Origin of the sequence: Paraburkholderia sp. BR10923, from assembly GCF_040948765.1 — a bacterium.
Taxonomy (GTDB): Bacteria; Pseudomonadota; Gammaproteobacteria; order Burkholderiales; family Burkholderiaceae; genus Paraburkholderia; species Paraburkholderia youngii.
This window is the reverse complement of record NZ_JBFPKO010000019.1, coordinates 15,343-27,504: the sequence shown is the minus strand read 5'-3', so window position 1 is coordinate 27,504 and position 12,162 is coordinate 15,343. Positions and strand designations below refer to the sequence as shown.

The following is a 12,162-nucleotide window of genomic DNA, read 5'->3' as shown; positions in this document are numbered from 1 at the left end:
GCCGCTTAACCCCTTATTCACACAGGAACCCATCATGACCCGGATCGATCAAGTCCTCTTTTCAGGCAACTCCCACGCCACGGTCAATCACGACCCTGAGCTCCAGCGCGGTGAGCACGGCGTGCTCGACCTCAAGCTCTCGGCGCTCAACGGTGAAAGCCGCGATTTCATTGCCACCGAGCTGCACCCGCGAGCCGAGCAGATGTTTGCCGGGGCATGGTCAGCCTGTTACATCAGCGCCTTCGAAATTGCGGCCTCGCTGAGGAAGGTCACGCTGCCGTCGGACTATTCGGTGGACATCAAGGTCAGTATCGGCACGGTCGGCAACGGGTTCTGTCTCGGCGCGCAGTTCACCATCCGTGCGCCGGGTCTGGCAGCGGAAGTCGTCGAGGCGATCGCGAACCGCGCCCACCAGATCTGCCCGTACTCGAAGGCCGTGCACGGCAACATCGAGGTCAGCCTGAACGTCGTGACAGCGTGACCTATCTGTCGCACACGATTGAATCGCACGGGAATCAAATCGACTTGACACCCGCTTGGCACCCGCTTGATACCCACCATACACACAGGAATCCATCATGGAAAAGATCGAAAAAGTCCTCACTGCAGGCAACTCCCACGCCACGGTCAATCGCGACCCCGCTGCACAGCGCGGCGAGTACGGCGTCTATGACTTGAAGCTAACCGCGCCTGGCGTCGAGTCGCTCGACTATATCGGCACCGAACCGCACCCGCGAGCCGAGCAGCTGTTTGCCGGCGCCTGGTCGGCCTGCTACACCACCGTGTTCGGCATGGCGGCCCAACTGAACAAGGTCACGCTGCCGCCCGACTATTCCGTGGACATCCGAGTGAACATCGGGCAGACCGGGGCCGCGTGGTTCCTCGGCGCCGAGTTCGACATCCGCGTGCCCGGTGTGGACAAGGAAGTCGTCGAGAAAATTGCGCACTTGGCTCATCAGATCTGCCCGTACTCGAAGTCGGTGCGCGGCAACATCGAGGTCAGCACCAACATCGTCACGGCGTAATCCGTCAGGGCACGTGTCTCGGCCCGGGGCAGGTGCCCTTTACTGAACATCTTTGAGGGAATTCCCATCATGAAGACCAAGCTCATCGTTGCACTGCTCGTCGCAGTTTCCGCGTCCGTCACCGCACCCGCGTTCGCCAGCGGCTATGGACCGGCCCCGTTCTACAAGCCTTCGGTTGGTGCACCGGCATCGCAAAGCGGTCAGAGCCTGCGAACCGTCGCCGCCGAGCGCGGCGACGAAGCTACCCCTGAAAAGGCGTACGGCGGAGCGGTTTCGGGACAGTCGCAATCGGGCGGCCATGTCGCCGTGAGGTCGAGTGACAAACTCTTCGCACACCACTAGGTCGTCGATCCCACCGTCGCTCGGCCGCCGCGCATCCTCGTTGCTGCTGCGCGCCGGTCACGGCAATCGGACGGTCGATGATTTAGCCACTGAGAAAGAAGCAGCGTTCAGAGCGGTTCTACGATGCCGTACTGGGCGCTCTTCGCCGACGGTGGGTTGTCGCCTTCAGGCAGCGATGCGTCATATGTTGTAGCGCGATATAATCGTATGCGATATATATCTTGCGAAACGTCAGGCTCCAGCCGAGGAGGGTACACATGAAACCCAAGGATCAACTGGCACCCGAAAATCTGATGCTTTCCGATTACCTGTGCTTTGCGGTCTATTCCGCGAACCTGGCTTTTGGCAAGGCATACAAGCCGATACTCGAGGAACTTGGGCTTACCTACCCGCAATACATCGCGATCATTGCGTTGTGGGAGGAGGACCACCAGACCGTCAGCGGTCTTGGCGCCAAGCTGTTTCTCGAGTCCAACACGCTTACGCCAATGTTGAAGAAGCTCGAGGCGATGGGCTATCTGGAAAGGCAACGCGATCCCGGCGACGAGCGCCAGGTGCGGATCAGTCTCACGAAGAGCGGCCGGCGGCTACGCGAAAAGGCCCTGAAGATGAACCCCGTCGAGACGGGCCTTGCGTCCGACGAGTTCGCGAAAATTCAGGCATCGGTCGTGACGTTGCGGAACAATCTCATCAAGTCAGTCCAGAACGACGAATGAACGCGTAACGGTCGCATAGCAGGGTCGCCTATGTCAGACATTCAACGGACTTTTTGGCGCTTCACGGGGGACTTCACGGTCGATCGGACCTCGCGGGGACCTGTTTTAGACGAGCGAGTGCGCTCAGCCGCAGGCTTGCCGGTCTTCGCTGCATCCTGTCGCGTCGCGCGCTCCTGCGCGTAGGAAGGGCTTAGTTCAGTCGTCAGATCTTCGCGCCGCAATGGTTCACCGCAGGCCTGGCAAACCGTGCCAATGCCGGCATCGTTGCCGCAGGTGACGTGCGTGAAGCGTACTGCGACATCCTCGCCCTGCGGTTTGTGCCACTTCTCGCCCCATTCGCGAAGCGCCAGCATGACAGGGTAAAACGCTCGGCCCATCTCGGTGAGTTCGTATTCGTAACGAGGGGGCGTTGTCATGTAGCGCTTGCGCTCGATCATGCCGTCCGCTTCGAGCCGTTTGAGCCGGGACGAGAGCATCTGCGGCGTCGCTTGCGACTGCGCCACCAGACTATCGAACCTTCGATTACCCATAAACAGTTCGCGCAGGATCAGAACAGCCCAGCGGTCACCGATGACAGCCTGAGACAGCGCGATTGGGCACAGCGTATCGCCCTTGTCGGGCAAGGCACTCATTCAAACCTCCATCGAAATCGCTGCGATCGCAAGTATGATAATCATAGCAATATTGGCAGGGGTTTGCGGCTCAACGCACTCGTGAGGCGTGAGGAGCCGGTGACTCGCTGATCCATTCCGCGGCAGTGCGTCCGGGAATCTTTGCGATCAGCTCGGCGCCGCAAAAGCACAGATCAATCGGGTCGGAACGCCCACGGCCGCCGAACTACAGTCGAGCATCGACATGTTCTTTCCGGCTCTCGCCTCGCCAAGTGGGCAGGCGCGTCGGGCCAAGCTCCGTAGCCGCGCCTACGGCGTGCCGAGCGACTTTGAACTGAATTTCGGCAAGTACATGCCCACGCTAGGGCCGGCGGGCGACGATCACACGGTCCCGCCGCTTGACGGCGCGCCAAAGGGCTGAGCCCCGTCGTGCAATCCGTACGGCGCACGCCGGCGCGGCGCGCCGCGCATAGCCTCCCATCACTCAGCGATGCTGCCCGACCTTCTGCCGCTTCTCCAGCACGCGCGCATACCAGGTCAGCGGAAAACACATCGCGAAGTAGATCATCGCGACCATGCCGTAAATCGGAAACGGCCGGAACGCGGCATTCGTGATCATCGTGCCGGTCTTCGTCAGTTCGATGAAGCCGATGATCGACGCAAGCGCGGTGCTCTTCACCACCTGCACGAGAAAACCGACGGTCGGCGCGACCGCGATCTTCAGTGCCTGCGGCCACACGATATAGCGCAACTGCTGGCCGAACGTCATGCCGAGGCTCGCGCCCGCCGCCCACTGACCGCGCGGCACCGCTTCGACGCAGCCGCGCCAGATGTCGACCAGATAAGCGCTCGTATAGAGCGTCAACGTGACGGCCGCGGCGGCCCACGGCGACACGTCGATGCCGATGAGCGGCAAGCCGAAGAACGCGAGAAAGAGCTGCATCAAGAGCGGCGTGCCTTGAAACACCTCGACGTACAGCACGACGATGCGGCGCAGCCATGCGATCGGTGACACGCGCATCGCGAGCAGCACGAGCCCGACGACCCCGCCGCCGACGAACGCGATCAGCGACAGCAGCACCGTCCAGCGCGCGGCGAGCAGCAGATTACGGGCGATATCCCACAGCGTGAATTCGACCATGATCAGCGCTCCGTCGGCAGGGTACGCGCGCCGCGCCACATCAGGCGGCCGCGCCAGTTGCGCGGCAAGCCGTCGTTGCCGCTGCTGCTGTTGTTGGCGCCACGCGCGGCGCGGCCCGCGAACAGCCCGCGGCCGAAGCGGTTCAACAACTGCCGCAACACGATCGACATCAGCAGATAGGTCGCCGTGATGATCACGTAGCTCTCGAACGAACGGAAGTTGCGCGACTGGATGAAGTTCGCCGCATAGGTCAGGTCGGGCACCGAGATCTGCGACACGACGGCCGAGCCGAGCATCACGATCAGCACCTGGCCGAGCAGCGCGGGAAACACGTTGGCGAGCGCCTGCGGCAGCACGACATAGCGGAACACCTGGCGTCCATGCAGGCCGAGCGCCTCGGCGGCCTGCACCTGGCCGCGCGAAATCGAATCGATGCCGGCGCGCACGATCTCGGTTGCGTACGCGCCGAGATTGACGCTCATCGCCAGAATCGCGGCCTGGATCTCGTCGATATGAATGCCAAGGCTCGGCAGGCCGAAGAACACGAAGAACAGCTGCACGAGAAACGGCGTGTTGCGGATCAGTTCGACGTAGCTCGCGACCAGCCAGCGCGCCCACTTCGGCCCGGCCGCCGCGATGCTCGCGCCGGCAATCCCGACGAGCCCGCCCGCCAGGGTCGAAACGGCCGTGAGACCGAGCGTCACGGCGGCGCCGCGCGCGAGCATCCCTGCATAGAGGCCGAAGCCGCTGAAATCGAATGCGTAAGTCATGGCCTCGTGCCCATCGTAGGATCAGTTTGCGGCGCGGACTTCACAGCACCGCGCCACGGGTTTCAGAGATCGGCTGGCAGCGGCGCGCGCAGCCACTTCTGCGAGATCGCGTTCATCGTGCCGTCCTTGCGGGCCTTGGCAATCGTTTCGTCGACCTTCGCCTTCAGGCGCGGCTCGTTCTTGTTCAGACCGACGTGATCGGGCGAGCTGAACAGCGCGAACTTCTGCTCCGGATCGTTTGCCGGATGCCGCGCGAGAATCGTCGCGCCGACGTCGTTGCCGACCACCATCAACTGTACCTGACCAGAAAGAAACGCCGAAATAGCGCCGTTCGGATCGTCGAAACGTTTGATGTTCGCCGACGGCGGCGCGATCTTAGTGACGCTCAGGTCTTCGAGCGTGCCGCGCGCGACCGAGATCGACTTGCCGCCGAGATCGGCGGCGTTCTTCACCGGCAGCGACTTCGGACCGAACACCGCGAGGTAGTACGGCGCGTACGGCTGCGAGAAGTCGATCACTTTTTCGCGTTCCGGCGTCTGGCCGACCGACAGCAGCATGTCGGCCTTGTGGTCGGCGAGGAAGGCCATGCGGTTGTCGCCGGTCACCGGTACCAGTTCGACCTTCGCGTTGAGCGCCTTGCCGATCAGATTGGCGACGTCGATGTCGTAGCCGACCGGCTTCATGTCCGCACCGATCGAGCCGAACGGCGGATAGTCTTCGAACACGCCGATGCGCACGGTGCCGGACTTCGCGATGTCGTCGAGCGCGTCGGCATGCGCGGCCGATGGCAGCGCGCCGAGCGCGGTGATTGCGAGCGTCGCGGCGAGGGTCGCGAACACGCGGCGGGTCGATTGGAGAGCGGGGCGCTGGTTCATCATCTGGTCCTCTGTCGTCATGCGGTTTTATCGAAGCGAAGCGTGTGGGATGGGTTCGGGTATCAGGCGGTGCACGCTGCGATCAGCTTACAGGCGTGCGGCGGCAGCTCGGCGAGCACCGGCATGCCGAGCGCGAGCCCGGGCGTTTCGCGCGGCGTGGTCGCGGCGGTCAGCGTGAAGCCCGCGCAATCGATCGTCGCTTCGAGCGAGGCGCCGACGTCGCGAATGAATGTGACGGTGCCGGGCAGCCGGTTCGCGTCCGGTGTCTCCGTGGCCGCCTTCACGCAGACGTCCTCGGGGCGGATCAACAGGCGGATCGCGTCGCCGCTCGCAACCGGCTGCCGCGCATCGGCGAGCGGCGCGCTCGCGCTCGGCGTCACCGCGATGCGCCGTCCGCCCGGCAGGCTAACGACGCCCGCGCCGTCGTACTGCACCGGCAGGATATTGCCGAGCCCGATGAAGTCGGCGACGAACTCGCTGACAGGATCGCGGTAGATGTCGAGGGGCTTGCCGACCTGCGCGATGCGGCCTTTCTCCATCACGACGATCTCGTCGGCCATCGTCATCGCTTCGCGCTGGTCGTGCGTGACCATGATCGTCGTGATGCCGAGGCGTTGCTGCAGCAGGCGGATTTCGACCTGCATCGCTTCGCGCAGCTTGGCGTCGAGCGCGGACAGCGGTTCGTCGAGCAGCAGCAGTTGAGGCTCCGAAGCAATCGCGCGCGCGATCGCGACGCGCTGACGCTGTCCGCCCGACAACTGCGTGACCGGCCGGTTCGCCATGTGCGGCAGCTGGATCAGTTCGAGCAGTTCGGCGACGCGGCGCGTTTGCTTCTCTCTTGCGACCTTGCGCAGCTTCAGCGGATACGCGACGTTCTGCGCGACCGTCATGTGCGGAAACAGCGCGAGCGACTGGAACACCATGCCGAAGTCGCGCCGGTTGGCCGGCAGCCACGTGATGTCGCGGCCGGCGAAATGGATGCTGCCCGAGCTCGGTGTTTCGAGCCCGGCGATCATCCGCAGCAGCGTGGTCTTGCCGCAGCCGGACGGGCCGAGGAAGCAGACGAGCTTGCCGTCGGGCACGCTCAGGTCGACGTCGTCGACGGCATGCACGGCGCCGAAGCGCCGCGTGACGGCTTGCAAGGTCAGATGGGTCATCGCAGGCTCCAGCAAGGTGGCGGGTTCACAGCGCGACGCCTTCGTCGCCGATCAGCTTTTCCAATAGCCAGATCAGTGCGAAGTCGATCGCGACGATGACCACCGCGAAACAGAACACGGTCGGATCGAGCGAGGACACCGTGCGGCTATAGAGCCACACCGGCAGCGTCATCGTGTCGATGCTGTACAGGAAAAACGTCACCGTGAACTCGTTGAACGACACGATGAACGCGAACAGCATGCCGGCGAGAATGCCGGGACGCATCAGCGGCAGCACCACGTCGACGAGTGCGCGGCCGGGATTCGCGCCCATCACGAGCGCGGCTTCCTCGAACTCGGGGCCGATCGATGCGACCGACGCCGCGCAGTTCTTCACCGTGAACGGCAGCGCCAGGATCACATGCGCGATGATCAGCCGGCCGACGCCCAGCTCGACCGGCAGCACGTTGAACTCCAGCAGCAGCGACAGGCCGAGCATCACGAGCGGATAGACGAGCGGCAGCGCGACCAGCTGCTCGACCGCCGGCTTGCCGCGAAAACGGTAGCGCGACAGTGCATACGCGGCGGGCACGGAGACCAGCGTCGCGATCAGCATCGTCGATAGCGCGACGATGAGGCTCGTGGTCAGCGCGGCGCCCATCGACAGCGTATCGGTCGCGTCCGGTGACACGAAGCTGTGCCACGCCGCGCGATACCAGTGCAGGCTGTACGCGTGCGGCGGGAATTCGAGCGTGTCGGCCGCGCTGAACGACATCGCGATCATCGTCAGGATCGGCAGTGCGGCGAGAAACAGCACGACGCCGGCCACGAGCGCGGTTGCGCGGCGGAGCTGGCCGGGCATCGTATCGGGCAGGCGCGGGAAGCGCGGCAAGCGCGAAGCTGGCAGCGGCGTGCTCATGCGTGAGGCTCCCCGGTCAGACGTTGGGTGCGGCGCACGAGCCGTTGCGAGAGCGCCATTACGGCGAGCGTCGCGACCATCAGCACGACGCCCGAAGCGGAGGCCGCCGGCCAGTTCAACAGCGGCGCGACCTGATCGTGCACGAGCACGGCGAGCATCGGCACGCGCCGGCCGCCGAGCAGCAGCGGCACCGCGAACGCGCTCGCGTTATACGCGAACACCAGCAGCGCACCCGACACGAGGCCCGGCATCGCGAGCGGCAACAGCACGTGGCGCAGCGTTTGCCAACGCGTTGCGCCGAGCGTCGCGGCGGCTTCCTCGTACGAGATCGACACCGCACGCATCGCGCTGGACAGCGGCAGAACGGCGAGCGGAAACGCGGTCTGGATCAGCCCCAGCAGTACGCCATGCTCGCGATACAGCCACATGACCGGACGCTCGACGAGCCCGCTCGCGAGCAGCGCGTGATTGAGCAGGCCCGCCGGGCCGAGGATCACCAGCCAGCCATAGCCTTGCAGCAGCAGATTGACCAGCAGCGGCAGCAGCACACCCGCGAGCAGCAGCCGGCGCGCGAGCCGCGAGGTCGTGCGCGCCATCGCGAGCGCAACCGGAATCGCGAGCACGACCGCGCACAGCATGCTCTGGAACGCGAGCCGCAGCGTCAGCCACAACGACCTCAGGAAGTAGCCGTCGAGCAGGTCCGCGTAGTTCTGCAGCGTGAAGCTGCGCCATTCGTCGTCTGACGTGCCGAAGCTCATGCGCAGCACGACCAGCGCGGCCGCGCCGAGGATCGCCAGAAACACCAGGATCGGCGCGAGCAGCAGCCACGGCCGGGCTTTCGCGAGCGTCGTTGCGCCGCCAGCGGGGGCGGTCAAGGCAGTCTCGACGATTACGGAAGCGCAAGCAGCGCCGCCGGGCGTCGGACCCGGCGCCGCTTCGTCCGGCATCATCGCGGCACGCCGCGGGAAGCGCGCGAGCATCGTGGTTACGCCGAGAAGATTTCGGTGTAGCGCTTGATCCACGCCGGCTGCACGACGGCGAGCGCCTTGTCGTCATGCAGCACGGCTTTCTCGGCGATCTGCTGCGGGCTCGGCACGAACGCGCGGCTCTCGGCCGGAATCATCGCTTTCGAATTGACCGGGCCGTTCAGCACGTCGGCGGCCATGCGGCCTTGCACGCCGGCGTCGAGCGAATGATTGATGAACGCGTGGATCAGGTCGCTGTCGCCCGGATGCGCTTTCGGGATCACCGTGAACATCAGCTGCGTCGCGAAGCCTTCCTTCATGCCGTAGGTCACGCCCATCTTGTACTCGGGCTTGCGGATCTGCTCCGGAAAAAACGCCGGCGAGTAGATGCCGCCGATGTCGAGCGAGCCGGTGCGGAACAGGTCGGCCACCTGGTTCGGGTTCTCGCCGAGCGTCATCACATGGTCTTTCAGTTGCGCGAGCTTCCTGAAGCCGGGCTCGATGTTTTGCTGCGAGCCGCCGTTCATCTTCGCGGCGATGATCGCGAGATCGACCGCTTCGGCCCACTCGGGCGGCGGCAAGAACACGCGGCCGGCGTATTTCGGGTCCCACAGCGCCTCGTAGGACGAAGGCGGCGTCTTGATGGTCGCGGTGTTGTAGATGAGCCCGTCCGACCACAACAGATAGCCGACGCCGAAGCCGTTCGCGCCAGTGCGGTATTGCGGCGCGACTTCTTTCAGATTCGGCAACTTGTCGAGATCAGGCTTCATCAGCAGGCCAGCGTCGGCGAGACCGGATGCGCCGACGCCGGCGAGCGTGATCACGTCGTAGGTCGGGCGCTCGCCCGCCGCCTTGACCTTCGCGACCATGCCGGAGGTGCCGTCGGCGCGATCGGCGATCACCTTCGCGCCGGTCTTCGCGGTGAACGTCGCGGCAATGTTGCGCAGCGCGGCCGTGCCGGTATCGTCGGACCATGTCAGGATGCGCAGCGTCTTGCCGCTGAAGTTGTGCTCCTGTGCGCACAGATTGAGGAACGGCATCGGCAGAGCGGATGCCGCGAGCGCCGTACCGATCGTCTTGATGACCTGCCTTCTACCGCGTTTGATCTGCTGCATGACGGTCTCCTTTGATGAACGCCCGTTGCCCATGAATCGCTATGACCGCTGCCGGATGAACCGTGCGTGGAGGCACTGTAGGTTTGCCAAAATCACGCAACAATCGAAATATGCGCATGGGTGGCATGACCTGCGCTCATGGCTCGCGGTGCGCGGGCGCGGCGGCGCGCGGTTCAGCGACGCGACAGGAGACTACGGGCGACGGTGCATGCGGGTTAACGTCCATCTCCGACCGGTGAATACGGGGGTGCATCGAGGTATGAGGAAAGCTCGGTTCTGGTGCGGGTGCCGCAGGTCTTTCGCACCACGGCGGTGCGACATCGGCCGGAACGCGCATTTTTCGCGCGCCATGAGCCGAACGCATGCGGGGTGGCCCGCGCGCCGGCTCGTGCGCGCGCGGCCGATCGCGTATGCTTTGGGCATTGCGGGCAGGGCAGCGACGGGCGGTGCCTCAGCCGCGCAATGATTTTTTCTGATCCGGGACGACATCCGATGCGACGCCTACCGCCGCTCAACGCGCTGCAGATTTTCGAAACTGTCGCGCGGCATCGCAGCTTCACGCGTGCCGCCGACCATCTGTGCCTGACGCAAGGCGCGGTCAGCCGGCAGATCATCGCGCTCGAGGAGTACTACAAGTTTCCGCTGTTCAAGCGACACGCCAAGGGGCTGACGCTGACCGCCGAGGGCGAAATGCTGCTGCCGACGGTCAAGGAGAGCTTCGCGCGGATCGAGGAAATGTCGCTGCGCCTGACGAGGCAGCGCACCGATCTCGCGCTGAAGGTGCCGACCTGCGTAATGCGCTGGATGCTGCCGAAGATCATGCGCTTCCAGTCCGAGTATCCCGATCTGCACGTGCAGATCACGACCACCTGGCAGCACGACGTCGATTTCCAGAGCGAGCCGTTCGACGCGGCGATCATCTACGGTTCGTCGCCCGGTGCGGACGTACAGGCGGTGTCGCTGTTCGAGGAGCGTCTGACGCCGGTCTGCACGCCCGAGCTGCTGAAGGACAAGCCGCTCGCGCAGGTGGCCGATCTCGCGCGGCACACGCTGCTGCATCCGACGCGCGATCACCGCGACTGGAAGATGTGGCTCGCGAAAGTCGCGGAGACCGATGCGACGGGCGCTGCCACGATCGACGCGGAGCTCGGCCCGAGCTTCGATACGCTCGACATGGCGACCAATGCCGCCGCCCAGGGCTTCGGCGTCGCGATCAGCGATCTCGCGCTGATCGACGAGGACGTCGCGGCGCGGCGCCTGATCCGGCCGTTCGACACCGTGCTGAAGACCGGCTGGCGCTATTACTTCGTGTACCCGGAATCGGTCGCGCAACAGCAGAAGCTGAATCTGTTCCGCGACTGGATGGTCGAGCACTGGGAAGAGTGAGTCACCGTCCGCCCCAGCGTCAGATTGGGCATCAGATCAAGGCGCGAACGACAAAAACAGATAAGCCGCGAACAGCGATAGATGCACGGCGCCTTGCAGAATCGTCGTGCGTCCGGTGCTGAGCGTCAGCGTGGCGACCACCAGCGTCAGCGCGAGCAGCACCATGTCCTTGCCGTTGATGCCGAGCACGATGGGCTGACCGATATACAGGAACACACCGGCGACGGTGGGAATGGTCAGGCCGATACTCGCCAGCGCCGAGCCGAGCGCGAGGTTCAGGCTGGTCTGCAGACGATCGGCGCGCGCTGCGCGCAGCGCCGCGAGTCCTTCCGGCAATAGCACCAGCGACGCAATCACGATCCCGACCACCGCCGGCGGCGCGCCCGCGCCGAGCACCGCGGATTCGACCACCGGCGACAGCACTTTCGCGAGCAGCACGACCGCGACGAGACTCACCAGCAGCAGCACGCCGCTGATGGCTGCGAAGCGCGCGCCCGGCGGCTCGGCATGGACGTCTTCGTCGGGCACGCCGGCGAGGAAGTAGTCGCGATGGCGCACCGTCTGCACGAACACGAACACGCAGTACAGCACCAGCGACGACACACCGGCAAACGCGAGCTGCGGCGGCGACAGGACCGGCCCGGGGCTGGTAGTCGTGAAGTTCGGCATCACGAGCGTCAGCACCGACAGCGATGCGAGCACCGCCAGCGCAGCCGCCGCGCCGCGGCTCTGGAAGTCCTGTTCCAGATGGCGGATGCCGCCCGCCAGCAGACATAGCCCGACGAGCCCGTTGCAGACGATCATCACGGCCGCGAATACCGTATCGCGCGCGAGGCCGGCTTTCTCGGGACCGGACGTCAGCATCACCGAGACGATCAGCGCCACTTCGATCACGGTGACGGCGACCGCGAGCACCAGCGTGCCAAACGGCTCGCCGACGCGATGCGCGACCACTTCGGCATGATGGACGGCGGCAAACACCGCCGCGCACAGCGACACGCCGACCAGCGCGAGCAGCAGCGCATTGCCCGGCATCGCATAGGCGGCACCGAGCACGATCCAGCTAATGAGTGGCGCGACGAGGGTCCAACGGGGCAAGACGGTCGCCGGCGAAGTCATGCGGCCTTCCTTTCGGTGCATGTATGAACTTAAGGTGATATC

The 12,162-nt window shown here is 64.8% G+C and carries 14 protein-coding genes; 5 read left to right on the top strand and 9 right to left on the bottom strand.

What is annotated here, in order from left to right; all coding sequences use genetic code 11:
- Window positions 1–34 precede the first annotated feature (34 nt).
- The 4 genes from AB3X94_RS28600 (at window position 35) to AB3X94_RS28585 (ending at window position 2,083) form a co-directional block, all read left to right on the top strand.
- Complete coding sequence (locus AB3X94_RS28600) at window positions 35–481, top strand: Ohr family peroxiredoxin (RefSeq protein WP_176105762.1); 447 nt, start codon at window positions 35–37, stop codon at window positions 479–481.
- A gap of 97 nt (window positions 482–578) precedes the next feature.
- Window positions 579–1,025: an Ohr family peroxiredoxin gene (locus AB3X94_RS28595; protein ID WP_176105763.1), complete on the top strand. Its 447-nt coding sequence runs from the start codon at window positions 579–581 to the stop codon at window positions 1,023–1,025.
- 69 nt (window positions 1,026–1,094) lie between these two features.
- Window positions 1,095–1,367 carry a hypothetical protein gene (locus AB3X94_RS28590; protein WP_176105764.1) on the top strand — a complete coding sequence of 91 codons (273 nt, stop codon included), beginning with the start codon at window positions 1,095–1,097 and terminating at the stop codon, window positions 1,365–1,367.
- A 257-nt stretch (window positions 1,368–1,624) separates the two neighbouring features.
- Window positions 1,625–2,083, top strand: coding sequence for a MarR family winged helix-turn-helix transcriptional regulator (locus AB3X94_RS28585; protein WP_176105765.1), 459 nt, complete (start codon window positions 1,625–1,627; stop codon window positions 2,081–2,083).
- Between the two features lie 41 nt (window positions 2,084–2,124).
- On the opposite strand, the gene AB3X94_RS28580 is transcribed toward AB3X94_RS28585, so the two are convergent.
- From AB3X94_RS28580 to AB3X94_RS28545, 8 genes are all read right to left on the bottom strand, one after another.
- Window positions 2,125–2,715, bottom strand: coding sequence for a winged helix-turn-helix transcriptional regulator (locus tag AB3X94_RS28580; protein ID WP_368613345.1), 591 nt, complete (start codon window positions 2,713–2,715; stop codon window positions 2,125–2,127).
- A gap of 463 nt (window positions 2,716–3,178) precedes the next feature.
- Window positions 3,179–3,835, bottom strand: coding sequence for an amino acid ABC transporter permease (locus AB3X94_RS28575; protein ID WP_152854273.1), 657 nt, complete (start codon window positions 3,833–3,835; stop codon window positions 3,179–3,181).
- A gap of 2 nt (window positions 3,836–3,837) precedes the next feature.
- On the bottom strand, window positions 3,838–4,605 hold the full coding sequence (locus AB3X94_RS28570; protein ID WP_176105767.1) for an amino acid ABC transporter permease: 768 nt from the start codon (window positions 4,603–4,605) through the stop codon (window positions 3,838–3,840).
- A gap of 62 nt (window positions 4,606–4,667) precedes the next feature.
- Window positions 4,668–5,480 (bottom strand): transporter substrate-binding domain-containing protein, encoded by an 813-nt coding sequence (locus AB3X94_RS28565; protein WP_176110348.1) that lies wholly within the window; start codon window positions 5,478–5,480, stop codon window positions 4,668–4,670.
- Between the two features lie 62 nt (window positions 5,481–5,542).
- Window positions 5,543–6,637 carry an ABC transporter ATP-binding protein gene (locus AB3X94_RS28560; protein ID WP_368613344.1) on the bottom strand — a complete coding sequence of 365 codons (1,095 nt, stop codon included), beginning with the start codon at window positions 6,635–6,637 and terminating at the stop codon, window positions 5,543–5,545.
- Between the two features lie 25 nt (window positions 6,638–6,662).
- Window positions 6,663–7,535, bottom strand: a complete 873-nt coding sequence (locus tag AB3X94_RS28555; RefSeq protein WP_368613343.1) for an ABC transporter permease — start codon at window positions 7,533–7,535, stop codon at window positions 6,663–6,665.
- Window positions 7,532–8,515 carry an ABC transporter permease gene (locus tag AB3X94_RS28550; RefSeq protein ID WP_368613405.1) on the bottom strand — a complete coding sequence of 328 codons (984 nt, stop codon included), beginning with the start codon at window positions 8,513–8,515 and terminating at the stop codon, window positions 7,532–7,534. The genes AB3X94_RS28555 and AB3X94_RS28550 overlap by 4 nt, the downstream gene beginning before the upstream one ends.
- A gap of 5 nt (window positions 8,516–8,520) precedes the next feature.
- Window positions 8,521–9,615, bottom strand: a complete 1,095-nt coding sequence (locus tag AB3X94_RS28545; RefSeq protein ID WP_368613342.1) for a PotD/PotF family extracellular solute-binding protein — start codon at window positions 9,613–9,615, stop codon at window positions 8,521–8,523.
- Between the two features lie 492 nt (window positions 9,616–10,107).
- Between AB3X94_RS28545 and AB3X94_RS28540 the strand changes: the two genes are divergently transcribed.
- Entirely contained in the window at window positions 10,108–11,001 is an 894-nt protein-coding gene (locus AB3X94_RS28540) for a LysR substrate-binding domain-containing protein (protein ID WP_176105771.1), read from the top strand.
- Between the two features lie 36 nt (window positions 11,002–11,037).
- On the opposite strand, the gene AB3X94_RS28535 is transcribed toward AB3X94_RS28540, so the two are convergent.
- Complete coding sequence (locus tag AB3X94_RS28535; RefSeq protein WP_176105772.1) at window positions 11,038–12,120, bottom strand: calcium:proton antiporter; 1,083 nt, start codon at window positions 12,118–12,120, stop codon at window positions 11,038–11,040.
- Window positions 12,121–12,162: the final 42 nt, after the last annotated feature.

Coding starts and splice junctions, on each gene's coding strand:
- AB3X94_RS28600 (WP_176105762.1), top strand. CDS start 35: ATGACCCGGATCGATCAAGTCCTCTTTTCAGGCAACTCCCACGCCACG.
- AB3X94_RS28585 (WP_176105765.1), top strand. CDS start 1,625: ATGAAACCCAAGGATCAACTGGCACCCGAAAATCTGATGCTTTCCGAT.
- AB3X94_RS28560 (WP_368613344.1), bottom strand. CDS start 6,637: ATGACCCATCTGACCTTGCAAGCCGTCACGCGGCGCTTCGGCGCCGTG.
- AB3X94_RS28575 (WP_152854273.1), bottom strand. CDS start 3,835: ATGGTCGAATTCACGCTGTGGGATATCGCCCGTAATCTGCTGCTCGCC.
- AB3X94_RS28565 (WP_176110348.1), bottom strand. CDS start 5,480: ATGAACCAGCGCCCCGCTCTCCAATCGACCCGCCGCGTGTTCGCGACC.
- AB3X94_RS28555 (WP_368613343.1), bottom strand. CDS start 7,535: ATGAGCACGCCGCTGCCAGCTTCGCGCTTGCCGCGCTTCCCGCGCCTG.
- AB3X94_RS28540 (WP_176105771.1), top strand. CDS start 10,108: ATGCGACGCCTACCGCCGCTCAACGCGCTGCAGATTTTCGAAACTGTC.
- AB3X94_RS28570 (WP_176105767.1), bottom strand. CDS start 4,605: ATGACTTACGCATTCGATTTCAGCGGCTTCGGCCTCTATGCAGGGATG.
- AB3X94_RS28580 (WP_368613345.1), bottom strand. CDS start 2,715: ATGAGTGCCTTGCCCGACAAGGGCGATACGCTGTGCCCAATCGCGCTG.
- AB3X94_RS28550 (WP_368613405.1), bottom strand. CDS start 8,515: ATGCTCGCGCGCTTCCCGCGGCGTGCCGCGATGATGCCGGACGAAGCG.
- AB3X94_RS28535 (WP_176105772.1), bottom strand. CDS start 12,120: ATGACTTCGCCGGCGACCGTCTTGCCCCGTTGGACCCTCGTCGCGCCA.
- AB3X94_RS28545 (WP_368613342.1), bottom strand. CDS start 9,615: ATGCAGCAGATCAAACGCGGTAGAAGGCAGGTCATCAAGACGATCGGT.
- AB3X94_RS28595 (WP_176105763.1), top strand. CDS start 579: ATGGAAAAGATCGAAAAAGTCCTCACTGCAGGCAACTCCCACGCCACG.
- AB3X94_RS28590 (WP_176105764.1), top strand. CDS start 1,095: ATGAAGACCAAGCTCATCGTTGCACTGCTCGTCGCAGTTTCCGCGTCC.